General features: G+C 45.3%; 13 protein-coding genes. 3 read left to right on the forward strand and 10 right to left on the reverse strand.

The features are described from left to right. Position 1: 1 nt before the first annotated feature. The 3 genes from JV36_RS0115625 to JV36_RS0115635 all read left to right on the forward strand — a co-directional run bounded on the left by JV36_RS0115625 (position 2) and on the right by JV36_RS0115635 (position 4424). Positions 2–1540: a hypothetical protein gene (locus JV36_RS0115625; protein ID WP_032097529.1), complete on the forward strand. Its 1539-nt coding sequence runs from the start codon at positions 2–4 to the stop codon at positions 1538–1540. Positions 1541–1767: 227 nt separating this feature from the next. After that, entirely contained in the window at positions 1768–2940 is a 1173-nt protein-coding gene (locus JV36_RS0115630) for an alpha/beta hydrolase-fold protein (protein WP_032097528.1), read from the forward strand. A gap of 575 nt (positions 2941–3515) precedes the next feature. Further along, complete coding sequence (locus JV36_RS0115635) at positions 3516–4424, forward strand: alpha/beta fold hydrolase (RefSeq protein ID WP_052010339.1); 909 nt, start codon at positions 3516–3518, stop codon at positions 4422–4424. A 292-nt stretch (positions 4425–4716) separates the two neighbouring features. On the opposite strand, the gene gcvP is transcribed toward JV36_RS0115635, so the two are convergent. The 10 genes from gcvP to JV36_RS0115690 all read right to left on the reverse strand — a co-directional run bounded on the left by gcvP (position 4717) and on the right by JV36_RS0115690 (position 20682). Continuing rightward, positions 4717–7626, reverse strand: a complete 2910-nt coding sequence (gcvP, locus tag JV36_RS0115640) for an aminomethyl-transferring glycine dehydrogenase (RefSeq protein ID WP_032097527.1) — start codon at positions 7624–7626, stop codon at positions 4717–4719. A gap of 121 nt (positions 7627–7747) precedes the next feature. Further along, entirely contained in the window at positions 7748–8137 is a 390-nt protein-coding gene (gcvH, locus tag JV36_RS0115645; RefSeq protein WP_032097526.1) for a glycine cleavage system protein GcvH, read from the reverse strand. A gap of 48 nt (positions 8138–8185) precedes the next feature. Beyond that, a complete protein-coding gene (gene gcvT / locus JV36_RS0115650; RefSeq protein WP_032097525.1) occupies positions 8186–9265 on the reverse strand; it encodes a glycine cleavage system aminomethyltransferase GcvT in 1080 nt (359 codons plus the stop codon). Positions 9266–9596: 331 nt separating this feature from the next. Then, positions 9597–10025, reverse strand: coding sequence for a DUF4168 domain-containing protein (locus tag JV36_RS0115655; protein WP_032097524.1), 429 nt, complete (start codon positions 10023–10025; stop codon positions 9597–9599). A gap of 336 nt (positions 10026–10361) precedes the next feature. Continuing rightward, positions 10362–11735, reverse strand: coding sequence for a sugar MFS transporter (locus JV36_RS0115665; RefSeq protein ID WP_032097522.1), 1374 nt, complete (start codon positions 11733–11735; stop codon positions 10362–10364). A gap of 1 nt (position 11736) precedes the next feature. After that, a complete protein-coding gene (gene nagA / locus JV36_RS0115670) occupies positions 11737–12918 on the reverse strand; it encodes an N-acetylglucosamine-6-phosphate deacetylase (RefSeq protein WP_032097521.1) in 1182 nt (393 codons plus the stop codon). Next, on the reverse strand, positions 12915–13961 hold the full coding sequence (gene nagB-II, locus JV36_RS0115675) for a glucosamine-6-phosphate deaminase NagB-II (RefSeq protein WP_032097520.1): 1047 nt from the start codon (positions 13959–13961) through the stop codon (positions 12915–12917). Before nagB-II ends, nagA begins: the two co-directional genes overlap by 4 nt. Then, positions 13961–14863 (reverse strand): BadF/BadG/BcrA/BcrD ATPase family protein, encoded by a 903-nt coding sequence (locus tag JV36_RS0115680; RefSeq protein WP_032097519.1) that lies wholly within the window; start codon positions 14861–14863, stop codon positions 13961–13963. Before JV36_RS0115680 ends, nagB-II begins: the two co-directional genes overlap by 1 nt. A gap of 120 nt (positions 14864–14983) precedes the next feature. Continuing rightward, positions 14984–17611: a family 20 glycosylhydrolase gene (locus JV36_RS0115685; RefSeq protein WP_235207866.1), complete on the reverse strand. Its 2628-nt coding sequence runs from the start codon at positions 17609–17611 to the stop codon at positions 14984–14986. A 323-nt stretch (positions 17612–17934) separates the two neighbouring features. Then, positions 17935–20682 (reverse strand): TonB-dependent receptor, encoded by a 2748-nt coding sequence (locus tag JV36_RS0115690; RefSeq protein WP_032097517.1) that lies wholly within the window; start codon positions 20680–20682, stop codon positions 17935–17937. Positions 20683–20700: the final 18 nt, after the last annotated feature.

Below are 20700 nucleotides of genomic sequence, written 5' to 3' on the forward strand. Positions count from 1 at the left end.
CATGAAAGCAAGTTATTGGATAATTCTCATCATTGTCACATCCGCGTTAGCCTTTGCGGTTGGTCGTAATACTGCGCAACAAGCAACACCAAATTCAGATAGAGTTATTGACTCAAAAAGCACGTCCAACGATAAAGAATCGTCACTAGAGGCAAAAAACACGCTTAGTGTTAATCACAATGCCGCAGATAAATTATTGTCGAATCTGTCCGAAAGCTCCCCTAGTTCAATGGAAGATATTGTTGCTGAAGTGGGCGAACTATTAGCTGCGATAGAAAAAAACCCTAGACAAGCAAAGCCAATTCTAAAACTGGTCGCATTACTAGAAGCATTATCTACCGAAGAACTATTAGCGTTAGCTCCGTTGTTCGAAAATAGCGACGAATTCCAACGAAATCAGCTCTATCAGATTATGACTGCGCAATTGATAGAAAAAGCCCCTGAACAAGCATTAGCTTTCGCACAACGTTACAACCCAATGCCAGACTTTCCAAATTACTCAGTATTCATTAAGGCACAAATTGCTGAAAAAAGACCTGACCTAGGCTTTGAGTATTTAAACCAAATGCTTGAGTTTGCTCACGAAGACATCGATTTAAGCGCAAACTCCACTTTGTTAAATGTGCTAGCTAAAGCCGATTTACCGCAGTTAATAGATACCCTCGAAATGTTTAAAGATATGGGAGTCAGCCTTAAAAATAGTTTGACTTCGATAGGCTTTGAATTGGAAACAAGCGAAGAACATCTAAACCTATTTAATGAACTAAGGCGCTTAGATGATATGTCGATATTAAAGTCGGCGATTATTGATTGGGTGAAAATAGACCCTACCGCTTTATTTGAACGCTTAAATCAGATTGAAGATATCGCTGAGCGCGAAAATTTGGAACAAACCGCTTTTTACTTTTGGATGAGCGATTCACCGGAAGATGCCGCAAACCATTTTTTAGCAAATGCTTCAAATGAAGTTAAGACGCTAAAAGATATTATGCGAGCATGGCCAAACAAAAGAGCCGATGATGCCTTAGCGTGGATATCCGAACAAAGTAATATTGATACTAATCGCTTTAAAATTGATTTCTTAAAAAAACTGAGCTATTCCGAGCCGGAAGTTGTGCAATCCCACCTAGCTGATATCAACTTAAATGACGACGAAAAAATAGATTTCTATCGTAATCTATACAATAGCTTTAAGAGCAAAAGTAGCAAAGAGGCGGAGCAGTTTCTAAATACCCTTTCATTTAAGGATGAAATACTCGATGTAGCGGCAGAGAACGAAAACTCTGGTAATAACCGAATCGCTAAAATTAATCAGGCTTTTAACAAATATTTTGACTTCAAATATAAGAAGGCTTTTGCGCTTGCCTTAGGGGACAATGGAGCCTACGCATACTTCTATGTGGTTAATAAACCCTCCCAACATGAAGCCAACCAGCTAGCACTTAGTCAATGTGAACAGTACCGGTATAAACATAACGTTAGTAATAAATGTGAGATTTATGCTGAAGGCGATGTGAGAATGTTTAATTTGGTGCCATAAAGTCCAGAGGTAAAAAAGTTAAGTCGGAACTTTTTTATAACCTAATAAACAAATCTACAGCTGCCGCGACATCCATTGCAGTAACTATGACATGGCCCCTTCCGCTATGATAGAAAACGCATCAATCACTCGGCATTTTTTTGACAACTTTAGACATCTGTGACAGCTTAAGTTTTTGATTTTAAATAACAGAACCTGTCCCCATCACCGTGAAAAAGGAATTTCAAATGAATAAAAAGCTCTCCAGCATTTTGATTGGCATAGTATTGAGCCTTAGCTTTCACGTAAATGCTAAAGTACGAGGCAATGCGGAAGTTATAACGATAACCTCAGAAGTACTGAATGAGTCACGAGATTTGCTTATTCACCTACCCAACAATTATGCACGCTATAAAGACACCACTTACCCTGTTTTATATTTGCTGGACGGTCAGCGCAACTTCGCACATACCGTTGGTACGCTAGACCTGCTGAATCAGTCTGGTATGGCGCAGGAAATGATTGTTATAGGCATTACAAACACTGAACGAGCAAGAGATTTCACACCTACTTATGATGAAAGCTATAACGAGTGGGGAGTATCAGGTGGCGCAGACAACTTTTTAGATTTTCTAGAACAAGAGCTAAAGCCTTATGTTGCATCGAACTATCGTACCAACAACTACGCAATTATTGCTGGGCATTCGTTAAGCGCTTTATTCACTGTGTACGCTTTGCATGAACGGCCCGAAATGTTTCAAGCCTACTTCGCTTTTAGCCCAAGTTTGTGGTGGCACGACAAAGTGATATTTCCAAAAGCAGAAAAGTTTTTCAATGCCGATAGCGATCTCAATAAATACCTTTATGTAAATATGGGCAGCGAAGGTGGGCATATGCTTAGTACATTTGAACGGTATTCTGAGCTATTGAAAAACAGCACGCGGAATGGATTTACCTTTGATGCTGAATTAGATACGTCTGAAAGCCACAATACAACGGCCCTTGCAGGTATGAGCTTGGCCCTTCAAAAGCAATTGAACTCGCTACGCCCTTCAGGCTCACTAATACAAAAAGGCCTTCCTGCGATACAGCAGTACTACAAAGACCTTTCTCAAAAATATAACTTTCAAGCAAAACCAGAATATAAAGCGGTAAATCACGCTGGCTATGCCGCGCTGAAGCAGCAAGACTTTGAATCTGCCATTGCGATTTTCAAGAAAAACGTATCAAGTTTTCCAAACAAAGCAGATGCCTACGACAGCTTGGCAGATGGATATGAGGCAAAAGGCGATTTAGCTATTGCGCTCAAAATGAGAGAGAAAGCTTTGACAATGAGCTATAAAGAGAATGTTGAAAATAGTGCCTATAAGACGCGGTTAATTAATTTACGCAAGAAGATTGAGAGCGGTGAAGAGGAATAAGTAGTTTTGGCTATTTGTTTCTTATTTTAACGACTATTGCGAGCGTAAAACGGACGTAAGCTAAAACAGCCTTTATAGTTCTCTAAAGAAAAACAACGGACATTCAAGACTCTCTGCTCTTGATTCCGATATTTGCCAGAAGTGGTCATTACACATTGTTTGATTGTTACTTCGGCTCCACGCCCAAAGCGGACTCAATAACTTTTCTGTTTGAACGGTAAACTTGGTGGCAAATAATACGTTTCAGCGAACCTGTCCTCAGCAGGTTTCATCACGAATAATTTAACTTCGTTCTGACCCCGATTGTAATTGCTGTTAATTTTCATCATCTAAACAGTCGTGGACTATAGACCGAGGCTCTTGGACAAGAGAGAAGGAGTAGCAGTTCAACTTATTGTTTCGCTACTTCAAGTAAAATTAAATATTTAAAATCATAGATATGCAGTAAGTTTTCTACGCTGATTTTGTTACTGAAAGGAAGCTGAGCTGTCGACTGTAATTTGGGCGACAGTTTGTATATTTCCTTTGCAATATACTGCTGTAATCATTAGCAACTGATTTAGAGTCATAAAACAGTGATTGAACAAAACATTGGCTTAAAACCGATCAATTATGCCGATATAAAGGAATTGAATCTAAATGGTGCTAAATATTGCTATTTGGAGGCGGGCAATGGGCCGTTGGTCATCTTAGTTCACGGATACCCTGACAATGCATATAGCTGGGAGCACCAGATTCGATTTCTGAGTCAGAATGGTTATCGGGTAGTAGCCCCCTTTACCCGAGGTTATGCGCCAACTCAAGTGAGTGCAAACAGTTTCTTTGACAGAGCAACGCTGGCTCTAGACATACTCACATTGGCAGATTCACTAGATGATGGTCAAGACACCTTCTTGATAGGACAAGACTGGGGAGCTGCAATCAGTTACGGCTTACTAGGTGCATTTCCTGAAAGATTTAAGAGAGCTATGATTATGGCTGTCCCCCATCCATCGGAAATTAAACGCACTCTCAGAAAACATCCTAAACATTGTATTCGTTCTTTTCATTGGTTTTTGTTTCAGTTACCCGTGATACCTGAACTTATCATTCGGTCGACCAAGGGTTGGTTCCTAAAGTTTTTGTGGCGACTTTGGTCCCCAGATTTTAAAGACAGAGAGCATGTTGATCAGGTTGTGGAAAGCATGCGTTGGGGACAATCATTTGAACATACTTTGGCCTATTACCGTTCAGCGATTCAGAAAAAGTATCGCGACCCAAATCTGGCCAAACTGTTTGAAAAGCTAGATAACCCAATTCTTACCCCTACCAAGGTGCTATGCGGAGAGTGTGATATGCGCAAAGAGATGCTTCCGCGAGCAAAGGAGTTTTTCACCAATGAAGCAGACTATCAGTGGGAGTTAATACCAAACTCTGGCCATTTCCTGCATAGAGAAGAGCCAGAGCTGGTAAACCAGAAAATACTAGATTGGATAAGCCGTTAACATTTTTGAGACAGAAAATTGGAACTAAAAGGGGTTAGAGTTAATTTATGTGAACCACTTTTACCGTTTTGAATTCGTCAACGACCTTCTGCTATGCCGATACAGCGAGTCAATAAACTAGCATCTCGAAGGTCTTTAAGTCGTGAGTCAACGTTGTAAAAGAACATAATAGGTCTGCCCTTAACACAGTTCAAAATATGAACGACCACTATCCGTCACATACCTTTGTGATACAAAAAAGGCGAACCAAACGGTTCGCCTCTCAAATCAGTATCAGTACTTCGACACCTACCTACCCCTCAATATAACTCTCTATACTTGGGCAAGAACAAATTAAGTTACGGTCGCCGTATACGTCATCAATACGGTTTACCGTTGGCCAGAATTTGTTTCTGTGTACTTCTGGTGCTGGGTACGCCGCTAGCATGCGGTCGTAGCTGCGGTTCCAGTCGCTGTCACAGATGTCAGCTAGCGTGTGCGGTGCATTGTGCAGTGGGTTATCTGTTGCATCCCATTCGCCGCTTTCCACTTTCGCTATTTCTTGGCGAATACTAATCATGGCGTTAATGAAGCGGTCTAGCTCGTACTTCGCTTCAGACTCGGTAGGCTCTACCATTAATGTGCCTGCCACTGGGAAGCTCATTGTGGGTGAGTGGAAACCGTAGTCGTTTAAGCGCTTAGCAATGTCTAGCTCGGTTACGCCACTGGCTTCTTTTAATGGACGAAGGTCAATAATACATTCGTGGGCTACACGGTCGTTGTTGCCTTTGTAAAGTATTTCAAAGTGCCCTTCTAGCTTCTTAGCCACGTAGTTCGCGTTAAGAATGGCCACTTCAGTTGCACGGCGTAAGCCTTCGCTACCCATCATTTTGATGTACATGTAGCTGATAGGCAAAATAGACGCACTACCCCATGGTGCACCGCTTACCGCGCCGCAGTCTTTACCCGCTGTTTCTACGTTAATCACGGTGTGATTAGGTAAAAACGGTGCAAGGTGCGATTTAACGCCAATAGGCCCCATACCTGGGCCGCCGCCACCGTGTGGAATGCAGAACGTTTTGTGCAAGTTAAGGTGCGATACGTCTGAGCCAATGAAGCCTGGTGAGGTAATACCCACCTGCGCGTTCATGTTAGCGCCGTCCATGTAAACTTGGCCGCCGTGCTCGTGAACGATGTCGCATATTTCTTTCACCGTTTCTTCATATACACCGTGGGTAGACGGGTATGTGATCATTGCGCACGATAGGTTGTCGCCCACTTCTTCCGCTTTTTTGCGAAGGTCGTTAAGGTCTACGTTACCGTTTGAATCACACGCTACTACCACTACTTTTAAGCTAACCATTTGCGCCGAAGCTGGGTTAGTACCGTGGGCAGAGCTTGGAATTAAGCATACGTTTCTGTGGCTGTCGCCGCGGCTTTCATGGTAACGCTGAATAGCCAATAGGCCAGCATATTCGCCCTGTGCACCTGAGTTAGGCTGCATTGAAAGTGCGTCGTACCCCGTTACATCAATGAGCCACTCAGCTAATTCTGCAATCATTTCTTGATAGCCTACGGCTTGATCAAGTGGCGCAAACGGGTGCAATTGCCCAAATTCGGCCCAGGTTACGGGTATCATTTCTGCCGTCGCGTTTAGCTTCATGGTGCAAGAGCCCAATGAAATCATTGAATGGTTTAATGCCAAATCTTTGTTTTCAAGGCTTTTGATATAACGCAGCATTTCAGTTTCAGAGTGATACTTATTGAACACTTCGTGAGTCAAAATGTCGCTAGTACGCACTAACTCTTCTGGAATAGACTTAACGCCTTGTGTAGTTACTTCTGCGTCTAGGTCTTCAACACTTAAACCGTGATCATCACCTAAAATAACGTTGAATAACGCAAGAATGTCTTCGCGAGTAGTAGTTTCATCTAACGCTACGCCTACTGCACCGTCTAAATCTGAACGTAAGTTCATGCCATTGGCATAGGCTTTTGCGAGTACGTCTTCTTTGTTTTCAACCATTACAGTGAGTGTATCGAAGTACGTGCTGTGCTTAAGGGCTACGCCTTTGCTAGCGCCTTTTTGTGTAAGGCCGGTAGCAAGTATGTCAGCAAAACGGTGAATGCGCTCGGCGATGGTTTTTAAGCCCTGCGGGCCGTGGTATACGGCGTAAAAACTTGCCATGTTGGCAAGTAATACCTGCGCGGTACAAATGTTTGAGTTCGCTTTTTCGCGGCGAATGTGTTGCTCGCGAGTTTGCAGTGCCATACGCAGTGCTGGGCGATTGCGTGTGTCTTTACTTACACCAATAATACGCCCTGGCAATGAACGCTTGTAGCTTTCACGGGTGGCGAAGAAAGCAGCATGAGGACCGCCATAGCCCATTGGTACACCAAAGCGCTGCGCACTACCTAGTGCAACGTCTGCGCCTAGTTCGCCAGGCGACTTAAGCATAACTAAGCTCATTAAGTCTGCCGCTACTGCCACAATCCCTTTTTTCGCTTGTACGGCGGCAATAATGTCAGAAATATCTTTAATTTCGCCCGTGCTAGTTGGGTATTGTAAAAGCGCACCGAACACATCGTGCTCTGCGGCTTCTTCTGCAGGGCCAGTCACAATTTCAAAACCAAACATTTCTGCGCGAGTTTGCACAACGTCTAGTGTTTGTGGGTGCACATCGTCAGACACAAAAAAGATATTCGCTTTTTTGTTTTTCGATACACGCTTGGCAAGGCCCATCGCCTCGGCTGCTGCTGTGCTTTCATCTAGTAATGATGCAGAAGCTAGCTCTAGGCCTGTTAAATCGATGGTTACTTGCTGGAAGTTCAAAATAGCTTCTAAACGCCCCTGCGCAATCTCTGGCTGATAAGGCGTGTACGCCGTGTACCAACCTGGATTTTCTAGCACGTTACGCAAAATTACGTTCGGTACGTGGGTATCATAGTAACCCATTCCGATAAACGAACGGTTAATTTTGTTTTTCGCCGCAACCGCTTTTAATTCACTTAATGCTTCAACTTCTGTCGCACCTTCACCGCATTTTAACGGTTCTGGTAGCGCAATACCTGCCGGTACGGTTTGCTCAATTAAATCATCTAATGAGCTAGCACCAATGGCAGACAGCATTTCTTCAATTTCGCCTTTACCCGGGCCAATATGACGGCGGATAAACGTATCTTTTTGCTCTAATTGAGCCAATGTAGGAGAAGTATTCGACATAACGTTGTTAAGCACTCTTAATGGTTGCCGCAAGGGCGTCGTTAAATCTAAAAGTTAAAAAGGGGCTGAATGTTATTCATGCCCCTTTTTCAACTGTGTATCTTTCTATCAGCGTAACGAATTACTCTTCGTCAATGCTGTTTTCATAACCTTCTGCGTCAAGCAAGCTTTCTACTTCTGCAGGGTCTTCAGCTTTAATTTTAAACATCCAGCCTTCGCCGTATGGGTCAGAGTTTACTAGCTCTGGTGAGTCTTCTAGGTCTGCATTAACTTCTATTACTTCACCCGTAATTGGCGTGTAAACATCAGAAGCCGCTTTAACCGACTCAGCAACACACACGTCGTCGCCAGTGGTTACCGCGTCACCCACATCAGGTAGCTCAACGAAAACCATGTCGCCAAGTAAACCTTGTGCGTGCTCAGAAATACCTACAGTAAAAACACCGTCGCCTTCAGAGCGAACCCATTCGTGGGTAGCGGCATAACGTAAATCAGTTGGGATGTTGCTCATAATCGTTCCTATTAATCTTTGTCAATTTTACAAACTTGAGACGTAAACTTATAAAACACTTTTTCCGTTGCGAACAAAGGAGGGCTTAACCACTTTTACTGTAACCCACTTTTTGCGCATTTCCACTTCTACTGTGTCACCCACATTGCTAGGTACTCGTGCCATGGCGATAGAGTGGCCTAATGTAGGTGAAAACGTACCTGAAGTGATAACCCCTTCGCCGCTGTCTGTTTTTACTTTTAGGCCGTGGCGCAGTACGCCTTTTTCAGTCATTACCAAGCCAACAAGCTTGTCGGTACCCGACTCACGCTGCGCTTCTAATGCTTCTCGACCCATAAACTGTCTGTCTGCTGGCTCCCAGGTAATTGTCCAGCCCATGTTAGCGGCAAGTGGCGATATAGTTTCATCCATATCTTGGCCGTAAAGGTTCATGCCAGCCTCTAAACGCAATGTATCTCGTGCGCCTAGGCCGCAAGGCTTAACGCCTGCGTCTAGCAAGCTTTGCCAAAAGCTTGCCGCTTGCGCCGTTGGCACCATAATTTCGTAGCCCGCTTCACCGGTATAGCCTGTTGTTGCAATGAAAAGGTCTTCAGCTTGTACGCCAAAGAATGGCTTCATGCCGGCTACTGCTTCTTTTTGCGCCGCGCTGAAAAGCGTTCCCGCTTTTTCTTTTGCATTCGGGCCTTGTACTGCAATCATCGCGAACTCAGAACGTTCGTTAATGGTTACGTCAAAACCTTCCGCTTTGCTCAACAGCCAGTTCATATCTTTTTCGCGAGTGGCTGAGTTAACCACTAAGCGGTAATTGGTTTCGTCAAAGTGATACACGATAAGGTCATCAACAACCCCACCCTCTTCATTCAACATACCGCTGTAAAGGGCTTTGCCTTTGTCTTTCAGCTTGGCAACGTCGTTTGCCAATAGGTATTGAAGATACGCTTTTGCCTGCGGGCCTTTCGCGTCAACAATGGTCATGTGAGACACATCAAACATACCAGCGTCTTGGCGCACGGCGTGATGTTCTTCAATTTGAGAACCATAGTTAATCGGCATATCCCAGCCGAAAAAGTTGACCATTTTGGCACCAGCTTCTAGGTGCTTCGCATGTAGGGCGGTGGTGTTAGACATTCCACTTTACTCTTGTTGAAAGATAGAAAACGACTATGAGTATAGATAGGTAACAATCGCGCAACAAATTGATAATTCTTATCACTACATTTGAAAACCTGATGTGGTTACTTAAGAACATTAGGAAACGTTATATTCATAAGAGGGGTTGATAAGGGATTTAGAATAGCTGTAAAAGGGCTTTAGAAGAGCCTTCAAGGAGAACCTGTTAAGCAAGATTAGAGAAAGTTTACAGAGCAGGTTTGACAATAGAGAAAAATAGATAGCGCAAAATAAAAAACGCTACATATTGATGCAGCGTTTTATTGAGAATGCGTGAATACGATGCGACTTAACTGTCGACGTTTTGGGCCTGCTGGCGCGACTCTAGCTCTACGGTAAGCTTTTCGGAAATGCGGCCTCGTAATGCCTCGTCTTGATTAGCGGCAAGAGAAATTTCACGGTATTTCTGCATGGCTATACCGCTGTCGGAAATCGCGGTTTGCATTTTTTCTCTGGCTTCTTGCTGGAGATCTTTGGCTTTTGCCTGATCGCCAGCGGCCTGAATTTCTGCCTGATACTTCTGCCCTATTAACTGAACTGTTAAATAGGCATCAACAAACTGATCTACCTGCTTTTCAGAAATTTGCACCTGTTGTGTGGCGCTCTGCTGTTCTTGAGCTTTTACGGCTTGTGTATTTGTTTCCTGTGCAATGGCTGCACCTGCACTTAGTCCTGCGGTTAAGGCGGCGGTGAGCAATGTTGTCGTAATAAGCTTCATTAAAGCTCCTTGTCATTTCGTGAATGTCAATTAACCCGATGAGCTGTACCCTTTAAAAAATAAAGCCATAAACATATTGTTTAAATACAAGCCACCTAGCCAATTGTTGGTAACTGTGGTTTTGCCAGTTGCAGTTTTTGACAGTTACAATACGTCGGGCAATAGTGAGTTTCAAAAGTTCAAATACTAAGGGCAAAGTTTTCGATACTTTTTTGGCCACGCACATTCGCCACTCGTTCTCACCACCGCCCTTTCGCTTAACAAATTGCCACTCAACAAGACAGCCACCTAGCAAGACTGCCACTTAACAAAACTGCGCCTCACCAAGCTAGCCGCTTACCAAGTTTGCTTTTTACTTCCCCAAATAGCGTAGTAGCCAATAAAGCAGTAGCAAGGCAACATAATAGCGTAGGCATGCTGCCCGCCTACCCACTCACTTGCACCGCCATATACCATTGGCAATATGGCGCCACCGGCTATTCCCATAATAAGTAGCGCAGAGCCTTGCGCGGTATATTTACCTAAATTATTGAGAGCCAGCGGCCAAATAGCAGGCCACACTAATGCGTTAGCAAAACCCAGCAGAGCGATAAGCGCTACGCTGTTTGGCAATACCTGAATTCCAGCCCAGCCCCATAAGGTATCTGAAATTGAAGTACTTCTATCTGATGCAAACAGAATGGCGCAGGTGAATAGCACACCAGTAACAGCAGAGCCAAGCAGCGCCGCCTGCTGAGAGAATAACCGAGGAATACACACCAAACCAATGGCATACCCAATTACCATAGCTACCATTGTGTACGAGGTTAACGTCGTCGCGTTATCAACACCAAGGGATGAACCGTACAAACCTATTGTGTCGCCAGCCACTACCTCTACCCCTACGTAAAAGAATAGACTGACTGCGCCCAACACCAAGTGAGGGAACTGCAAAATACGTTTGTCAGCTTGCGGGGTATTAAGGCTACTGTCTGCATTGCCACTCTGGTCAGAGTGTTGTTCAGAGTTTTTTTCAGAATTGCCTTCCCCAATGGCGGGTAAATTAATTTTTGTAAAACCTAGCGCCAGCACTGCAAGCGCAATAGCCATTCCTATGTAAGGCTGTATAAGAGACACCGACATATCGTTAATTAACGCCGCACGATCTTGCTCTGCCATTGCAGATAGCATTTCCTGATTCACATCAGGTAAGCCATTTAGCACTAGCGCGGTAAATATAATGGGTGCTAATACGCCAGCGGCTTTGTTTAAAAGCCCCATAAACGCTATTCGCGCAGCCGCGCTTTCTTCACTGCCTAATCGCACGATGAAAGGGTTAGAAGCGGTTTGCAGTATGGTTAAGCCACTGCCCACAACAAATTGCGCGAGTAAAAATATGGGAAACCATGCGCTTAGGGCAGCAGGTACAAACAGCGCACACCCAAGAGCAATAATACCCAACCCTAAACTCATGCCCTTTTGATAGCCTGTTTTCTCAAGTATTTTCGCCATTGGTAGCGCCATCACCACGTAGGCAATGTAAAAACAAAAGGCAATAAGCAAGGCTTGAATTTCAGTGAGTTCGCACACCATTTGTAAAAATGGAATAAGCGCACCGTTAAGCCAGGTGATAAAACCAAATATAAAAAACAGTAGCCCAATACTTACTATTGGGGTGTAGCGCGCTAGGCCGCTTGGCGGCGCCACGCTTGTTTGGGCATGTAGGGTCATATTATGCTCTCTTTAAGATATTGCCGTGCTGCCACACTTGTTTAAGGTGAAGCTGCTCATCAAGTACAACAAAATTAGCGGCAGCCCCTGTTACTAACTGCCCAATGTTACGCTGAGTGCGAGTGAAGCAAGACGCCGTGGTACTTGCCATTACACTGGCACTTTTTAGCGTGATGCCTAAATCATTAACGCAATGACGTAGCGCCGAGTGCATATCTAAACAGCTGCCGGCTAATGTGCCATCGGGTGTGGTTAACTTCTCCCCCGTTCGAGTGATCTCAGTATCAAAGAAGGCAACGGTGTCTTGTGCTCCCCCAACATGAGCCATGGCATCGGTGACAAGCATAATGCCCTCTTCCCCTTTTACTTTGCAGGCGAGTTCTGCCGACTTTTTATGAAGGTGTTGATGGTCAACAATCAGCCCGCAAACGGCATCAGATAAAAGTGCAGCACCTACCATGCCTGGCTCTCTAGAGGTTAATGGCGACATGGCATTAAATAAGTGGGTGAACCCAGTAGCACCAGCATCAAGGGCTTGCTGTACCACCTCATATGGCGCATTTGAATGGCCTAGCGCAACAATCACATTCTCTTTAACTAGGATTTGAACGACCTCAGGCGACACATTTTCGGGCGCCACGGTAACAATAACTTGGCCAATGTCTTTTCGCGTGTACACCGCCAACTCTTCATCAGAAATTGATCTGATATGAGCCGCTTTATGAACCCCTTTTTTCGCTACCGACAAATGCGGCCCTTCAAAATGAACGCCCATGATGGAGGGGTGATTTAAGCGTATAGCCTGCGATATAGCGTCGGCAGCGCTGCAAATGGTGGCAAAGTCATCGGTGATAAGCGTGGGAAACAAACTCGTAGTGCCAAATTGCGCATGGGCATCAGCGATAATATTTAAGCTTTCCAGTGTGGGGGCATGATTGAACATAACGCCGCCACCGCCATTCACTTGGGTATCTACGTAGCCAGGTATAACCGTTCCTTCAATACGCTCGTCAACATTCACCATGCTAGCGAGGTGTTTACTGTTTGCAGTCATTTCGCTGCCGGTAGCGAATTTAGCAGCATCGACAATGTCAGAAATAGTGCCGTCTTCAACAATCATCACTTGCTGAGTTTTCCATTCAGCGTTGACTAAGAGTGAATCGACATAGATAGTTTTTTTCATTGTGTTTTCGTTACCTTATTAAGCCCTGGCGGCGTGTCTGGGTTAAGCCCCATCTCCACCGCAATATGTTCAATATCTAAGTAGAAACGCTGCATTATTAGCAAGGGTAGCAAACGAGGGTGAAGGCCACTATCTGTAATCGCTCTAGCAGTAGTAATCGCTCTGGCAGTAGTAATCGCGCTACCTGCGTTTATTTCAGTACATTGAGCGCCGCGGCCTATTACATCTCCAATAATGGCCCTGTGCAGTGCTTCACTTTCATCGTTAACAAGTAACGAAATTACCTTGAGTTGCTGTTCTACCAATGTAACCGGGCCGTGGATAAACTCTGCGCTACTAAAGGCCTCAGCATGAATGCCTAACACTTCTTTTAGTTTAAGCGCCACTTCACGACCAATAGCATAGCCAAAGCCGCGCCCCAGTATAATGGTGTTTCGCGTTGCCCTTAGAAACTCAGTGGTTAGCTGCATGGGGGCACTCACCACTGAATCTAAGCTAGCTGGCAATTGCTGTAGCGATGAAAGTAGTTCATCGTTTTTACCCCAGTGTCCGCACAAGTGTAACAGCGCAGACAGCGTCGCTAGATAGCTTTTAGTTGCGGCTACGGCTTTTTCTTCGCCAGCAGAGATGGGGATAACCGCATCGACCAAATGGGCTAGCGGCGACGTTTCATCGTTCACAATAGCAATAGTAAACGCACCGCCCTTTTTGGCAGATTCGGCTTGCCTTAAAATGTCTGGGCTTCTTCCCGACTGTGATATTACAAAAGCCACTGCGTTGTTTAGGTTTAATTGCTTATTAAATACCCCAGCAATACTAAGGGCTGCGCTACATACGGGTATACCCAGCTCAGTTTCAAATAAATATTTACCAAATACCCCAGCGTGATCCGAGGAACCGCGCCCAATAATGTAGATGAGTTGAGGGTTAATACTGCGAAGCTTATCGGCAATTCGCTTTACGTTGTCATCGTTGCTAGACAACTGATGCTGTATTACCAAAGGAGCTTCTCTGGCTTCTGTAGCCATTACTGAAGAATTCATTATTCACCTGTTAAGTGTGAGGATTGAAGATCGGAAAATCGAGTTTTAGCGAAAAATAGTGCGCCTTGCTGGGGCGATGACTTGCTCGATACAGTGCGCTCCTGTATATCGCTAGAAAGATGCTGAGAGTAGATGGTGCTTAATCCGCCAATCATGGCAAGCGAGCATTCGTTATTCGCTAGCAGCACGTTCGCCACGCGCTCAAGGTAGCTTGCCCCCTCTTTAAAAAGACTCACCACACTGTCTACCGACATATAAAGAAGTGGCAGCATCTGCTCTACCAGCGCGGCAAAGTGATGGGTATTGAAGGTGGCACATACGCTAACAATATCGTTTGCATTTTGCGTGTGAAGCGCCTTACAAATTGTTGCCGACAGTTGGTCTTCTGGGCGTAAACCATCTAAACAGAGCAAAGTATGCTGCACGGCTTTTAAGCCAAGCCATGCCCCGCTTGCCACATCGCCAATGGGGAATCCATGGCCGCCAATGTCGGTAAACACACCGTTGTTCCAACATGTAGCCGACGACCCTGTTCCCGTAATAATTGCTCCGCCAGCTTGCCCGTTGTGCGCCCCTAAACAGGCAGCGTGCAGGTCGCTAAGTACATGCATTTGATGAAAAGGGTGTGACCAACAACTAAACTGTTCAGCCGCTTGCGCAATGTTAGCACCGGCAAGACCAGCGCCGACCACACACTGCTCTTTACCAATAGAGAGCCTTGATGCAGCAATCGCTTTTTCAATAGCCTCAACCATTGAGCGCTGTGCCAGGACACTATCGCGCATAATATTGGCAGGCCCGCTGATACCTTCGCCAATTAGCATGCCATTGCTGTCTTCTAGACGAGCTCGGCACTTTGTACCGCCACCGTCTATTCCAATAAAAAATAAGTCAGATTTCATTCACATTTTCTCATGCGGGAATATGTCCCTAATTTTTAAAACAGCGCCTTCGATAATGACAGCACTGTCATTTTTAACTAATAAAAACAACAAGTTAGAACTAAAACTCACAACACAAACTCACAACACTAAAGCTCGGCTATACGATTGTGTGCCTGCCACTTTTGTGCGCACGTGCACGCTGCTGTTAACAGGAAGAGGAAACGGCTGAGTAAATTCCCGCCATGTTTGCCCGTCGATACTGTACTCATTGACTAAACCAGGAAGCTGTTTCATTACAAGGTGTTGCTCTTTAATTGCTGCAGCAGGCGTAGGTACCCGCAGGTTAATGCCTTGCTTAACCAGTGCTGGAATATGCTGCGTGTAAAGCGCGTTTCGAAAATTTATCCAAGCTTTGTGGCGCTGGGTGTCTTTTTCATTAGCGTTGTCGGTGTTAAGCACGCTGCTCTGAGGGCGTTCGCTTTGCTGCAACTTGCTTTGCTGCCAGGCACTTTGATGCCAGGCTCGCTCGGCTAACGCCAGCAGTCGCGGAAACAGCATGTATTCCACTGCGTCTTGATTAACAGTGACTTCGCTCCAAAGCTGTCCCTGAATACCTATTACCGACGCGGTATTATTGTTGTCGGATGTTTCATAATCGTTGCCCATTCTGTTTTGCCAAATACTGCTGTGTTGCGGCAAATTTTCAGGCATAAAAGAAAAGATCTTTTCACTCGATGTCGCCTTTGAACCCCAATAGTAGCCAGGCTCATGGGGATGACTGGCGTAGGGAAAATCAAAATACAGCACATCTGGAAATGACAGCACTACCGGAATGTCTTCATTGGCAAAGTGGGCAACGGTATCGTTTCCACCAGCCGCTAAAAGATGCCACACATTAGTGTATGCGCTTTCGTTATCTAGGGTAGAGGCGGCTTTTTCCATGCCATCACTCCAGCCCCCTATTTCTAGCCCTGCCTTTGTGGCTAGTTGCTGCACTCGGGTGACAAACGCAGGCAGTATAGTGTCTGTATTTACTCCATTGGCCTGACATACCGGTGATTGTGTCCATGCGCCTGCCGTTTCATCCGCACCAATATGGAAGCGTTTAAGAGGCACATCTGCTGCTATATGTAGCGCCTTAATCTCTCGCATTACCGTATCGATAAACGTAAACGTGCTGTCTAAACACGGGTTTACCGTGTTGTCGGTATAAAACTGAACGCTTTCGTAGCGGGTGGTGTCGTCTTTATCTACCAAGAGATATTGTGCTGCGGCTTCTTTTTTACCGTCTTTCATTAAACGATGATATCGCGCGTTCATTGACACAATGGCAGCTCTGGCATGCCCCGGCATATCAAGAGAGGGAATAATTTCGATGCCGCGCTGATGGGCATAACGCACTAACTCAATGTAATCCTCTTTAGAGAGGTAACCATTTCCAACGGCACTTCTGTGCGGACCACTTCCTAACTGCGGCAGCAGACATTGTGTTTCTGACAAATCGTGACAGCGGTATGCACCAATATTGGTTAGTTCAGGCAGCGATTCTATTTCAATACGCCAGCCCTCATCATCGCTAAGGTGCAAGTGCAGAGTATTCAACTTGTAGGTGAACATTTGCGTGATAACATTTTTTACTGCTTGCTTACCGGGAAAATGGCGCGCCACGTCCATATGCATGCCTCGAAAATCATATCGCGGTGAGTCTTTAATATAAGTGGCTGGAAATTCGTTATCACGGTGATTATAAAGCTGCATTAGTGTGAGCAGGGCGTAGTTTGCAGCAATGGTGTTATCTGCGGTTATCTCAATGCCGGTTTCGCTTACGACCAACTCATAGCCGTTATCTGCGTATTTTGCTTGTTCGGCAGTGCGAAGCCCAGATTGGCCATTAATTAACACCGACACCATCAAGCCCTCTGCATGCTGTTGTAGACCAAAAAATGCCATTTGTGCACGAGCAGGCGCCAGCAGTTCAGCATCCTTATCAGAAAATTGAATACCTGGTGTGGTTATGGCGTTGCCCGTATTATCTTGTACCAATACATTTGGAATAACGCGCTGCGACACATTAGGTGGTGTGTTAACTTTTTCTGAGTAAGCGCTTGCCAATAACGCTTCGCTTTGCAGCTTCTCATACGCATACTCGCTATCCATAAGCGGCATATTATCGATGGTGGCTCGCTTGTATTGCTCTTCATTTAGCCAAGCCCCCGTGTGCTGGTTGATAAGCAGCCCACTGCCTGGCTCTTTTACTCGAGTGGTAGCCGCAACAACGACAGGAGATAGCTCCCCTAATGTAAGGTAGTAATTCGCCATAGCGTCTGAACGAGATGCATGCCAAAACGGGGCAGCAACATCAACGCTAACAGACGTATTTGGAGGTACAGCTTTATTAAATGTTAACCGATGGAGGTCGCCATTTAAGTGTTCAATCGCGATATCGCTTGTGGAGGAGAAACCTCGAATTGGTGCGATATGGCTAAAATAAAGTGAGGTGGTTGCTGCAATGGTCTGCGCTTTAGCACGTAACTGGATGCGCGACGAGAAACAATCACCTTTTTGAATATAAGATTTACAAAATGTATCGTCGAGATTGCTCAGCACGTTGTAACTTACTTCAAGATGCTCTCCCAACGCATTTAACGCAGCTTGTTCGGGTTCGGATTTAGGGGCAGGATTTGCCTTCCCCATCTTTACTGCTGCGTTGGCATTAAGTGTATAACTTGCCAATAGCAACAATGATAAACCTAAGACACGTTTCACTATGTAATTCCTTGTTGTTTCGTTTGCTCTTTCAAGCCGCTCTTTGCACCTGCGTTCTCAAGCTGTTTTATAAACCGCTACATCGACAATTGCAGGGAAAAACTGTTGGGGCAAGACAGATGCCCTGCCCCTCATTTGTATCGAACTCTTCTTAATGTTTTGTTCGGTAAAGTACTAATTCAAAAAGTACAAGCTCGCTAAAGTTCTAATAAGCTAGTGTTCTAGTTCGCTAGAGCTCTATTTCCCAAAAGTTCTCGTGTGCGGTGGGCATAACATACTGCACAGCGCACACTGAACTCTTGACCTATTAGAACCTTGAGCTATCAAAACCTCATGCTAGCGCCAACAAAGAAACGACGTCCATTAGCACTTTGCGTTCCACCCAGTCGCTTGCCATCACTTGAGCGAACATAATAGTTCTCCCAAATCTCATTGGTTAAGTTTAGGGCTTCAGCTTTAAGCGTAATGGTTTCGGTTATGTTCCAGCTAAACTGCGCATCAAGCTGCGATTGCTCGTCTCGGAATTGATCGCCAATTTCGGCTTGAGCAATAAAGTACTGTGAGCGATAGTTGTAGTTCAGACGTGCACTGTACAAGTCAGTTTCGTAGAACACCCCTACGTTAAACGAGTCTTTAGACGTATTTGGAAAGCTCACTGTGCGCGAGGCTAACGTGGCCCCCGTTATGTTGCCGTCGGCATCAGTCACTGGCACAGCTTCGTCAACCTGTGCATCTGCTACGTCGGTGTAAGTGTAGTTAGCATAGCCACCAAACCCATTTTCAAACACGTGCTGCACTTGTACTTCAACACCGTCAATGCTGGTAGAGCCACCATTTTCAGGCGTTCTTAGCTGATTAATCTGCTGGCCATCAATTTCGCGAGACACGGTTTTAGTAAAGATAAAGTCATTAATATCTTTCTTAAATACCGTAATTGCTGCAATTGACGACTCGCTAAAGTACCACTCGGCACCTACTTCAAACTGATTGGCTGTTAGCGGATCTAACTGTGGGTTACCGGCAGAACCTGAGCTAGTTTCAGGTGTTAGGTTAACCGCTGGAGCGAGTTGGAACGGCGCCGGGCGGGTTAGCACTCGTGATGCCGCCATTCTTACTAATACGTCATCCGCTAAATCGTAAGATAGGTTAATGCTTGGCAGCCATTCGTTGTATCCGCCGTCAAACGAAACCGCTTCACCAGAATTTAAGTCGAAGCCATTAGACGTTGAGTCGGTCTCAACATAGCGTAAACCCATGTTACCTCTAAAGCCTTCACCGCTAAATTTAGCCATTACGTAAAGTGCAGTAATGTCTTCTTCTACATCAAAAGAAGCTTCAGGCAAGAATCGGTCGGTAGTGCGGCACAACGTTGTTGCATCACCACTACATTCAGCAACGTTATAGAACGCGTTGTACATGCTGTCTTTATCTGGGAAGAAATAGCTTGCTGATACCGCATTGGTCTCGCTGTGAGAAACGTTAAGCATATCGCCAGTCCAAAAGTCTGACGCAGGCCCTAAACTTCCCTCGCCTACTGGCGCTAAATTGGCCAAATCAGTTCTGTAACGCGACTGTGAAAAACTTCTATCACGGCGTTTTACACCAGTTTTCACTTCGGTGATCGCGCCCCAATCTACCGAGTGCTCGTAATCAAACTGTACGTAGTTTTCAGTATCTTCTGTGCTATTGAATTGATCGAATATACCGCCCAGCCACATTTCGTCAGTTGGGTTAGCTAGCCACGGACTTGCTGTTGTGAAGTCGATGTAAGGCGAATCACCGCCTGGATTATAAAAGTCGAACGCAGCACGAGGGTCGTTAGCATCTGCCCAGAACTCAGTGAAGAAATCGCGGTTTTCACCCTCACCCGTCGTGGTACCAATTTGGAAGTGCAGCACGCCGTTGTCGGTAAGGTAGTTACCTTCAATATCGATAATTTCAGTAGACATTTCTGAACCGTCGCGGAAAATATTATCATAAGCGATAAATCGAGCCCACGCTGGACGCTGCGGTAAGCCAGTGACATTAAGCGACTCTACAACGCCGTCGCTAACCGTCCCCTCGTTTGTATCGGTTCCCATGTAGGCAATACCGCGAAATGGAATACCGATAAGGTTTGAGTTAACGTTGTCTGCTTTAAGGGTGGAAGATAGATAGTGCACCGACATATCGAAGTTATCGGTTGGTGCCCATTGAGCGGTTACATCAAAACCAACGCGTTCGCGGTTTTGTTTAAATAAGGCAGACCCCATTCCCCACGGCAGTGCGCCTTTTTCCTGCGCTCCGCTTGGGGCTTCTATAAGGGGGTCGATACGCGCAATGCTAGGCCCAAACCAACCAAAGTCTTCGTTGGTTTCACGCTCTACGGTACGTTCTTGGTATGAGCCTGAAAACAAGATACCAAACGTTTCTTCTTCATTTTTCCAGCTGTATAAGCCCGACACTGATGGGTCTAACGCATCGGCAATATCACCGTATTGCCCTTCGATAGATAATTGACCAGAGTTCGCGTCTAGGTCAAATGGCTTTCGAGTTTTAAGTATTACCGTTCCGCCTAATGCCCCCTCATCAATATCGGCTTGAGACGACTTGTATACTTCAAGCCCTGCAATCATTTCAGAAGCTAGAATTTCAAAGTTAAAATTACGAGTGGCATCGGATAGTACAAACCACTGCCCTGTCCCTACTGCTTGACCATTCACTAAGGTCAAGTTTTGATCAGGCTGTACACCACGAATTGTAACGCCCTGACCTTCACCAAAATCTCTGTCGATAGTAATACCTGGCACACGTGCTAGGGTTTCTGCCACGTTTTTATCGGGAAACTTGCCAATGTCTTCGGCTGTTATTGCATCGACAATCGCGTTTGAAAAACGCTTGGCGTTGATGTTTGCTTTTTGGCTGCCGCGAATACCCGTCACTTCTATTACTTCAGTTTGATTCTTTTTAGCTTGCTGTTGGTCGTCTTGCTGCTGAGCTAATGCAACCGGCATTGTCATACCGGTTAATGCGCCCATTGTAATGGCGAGGCGAATGCTTCTCGTGAGTTTGCTTTGTTGATTTTTGTACATGGTTTTAACCTTCTCTCA

It is taken from the genome of Alteromonas sp. LOR (assembly GCF_000753865.1).
Taxonomy (GTDB): Bacteria; Pseudomonadota; Gammaproteobacteria; order Enterobacterales; family Alteromonadaceae; genus Alteromonas.

Bases quoted from the DNA above. Each gene is read 5' to 3' on its own strand.
- JV36_RS0115625 (WP_032097529.1), top strand. From the start codon at position 2: ATGAAAGCAAGTTATTGGATAATTCTCATCATTGTCACATCCGCGTTA.
- JV36_RS0115630 (WP_032097528.1), top strand. From the start codon at position 1,768: ATGAATAAAAAGCTCTCCAGCATTTTGATTGGCATAGTATTGAGCCTT.
- gcvP (WP_032097527.1), bottom strand. From the start codon at position 7,626: ATGTCGAATACTTCTCCTACATTGGCTCAATTAGAGCAAAAAGATACG.
- gcvH (WP_032097526.1), bottom strand. From the start codon at position 8,137: ATGAGCAACATCCCAACTGATTTACGTTATGCCGCTACCCACGAATGG.
- gcvT (WP_032097525.1), bottom strand. From the start codon at position 9,265: ATGTCTAACACCACCGCCCTACATGCGAAGCACCTAGAAGCTGGTGCC.
- JV36_RS0115655 (WP_032097524.1), bottom strand. From the start codon at position 10,025: ATGAAGCTTATTACGACAACATTGCTCACCGCCGCCTTAACCGCAGGA.
- JV36_RS0115665 (WP_032097522.1), bottom strand. From the start codon at position 11,735: ATGACCCTACATGCCCAAACAAGCGTGGCGCCGCCAAGCGGCCTAGCG.
- nagA (WP_032097521.1), bottom strand. From the start codon at position 12,918: ATGAAAAAAACTATCTATGTCGATTCACTCTTAGTCAACGCTGAATGG.
- nagB-II (WP_032097520.1), bottom strand. From the start codon at position 13,961: ATGAATTCTTCAGTAATGGCTACAGAAGCCAGAGAAGCTCCTTTGGTA.
- JV36_RS0115680 (WP_032097519.1), bottom strand. From the start codon at position 14,863: ATGAAATCTGACTTATTTTTTATTGGAATAGACGGTGGCGGTACAAAG.
- JV36_RS0115690 (WP_032097517.1), bottom strand. From the start codon at position 20,682: ATGTACAAAAATCAACAAAGCAAACTCACGAGAAGCATTCGCCTCGCC.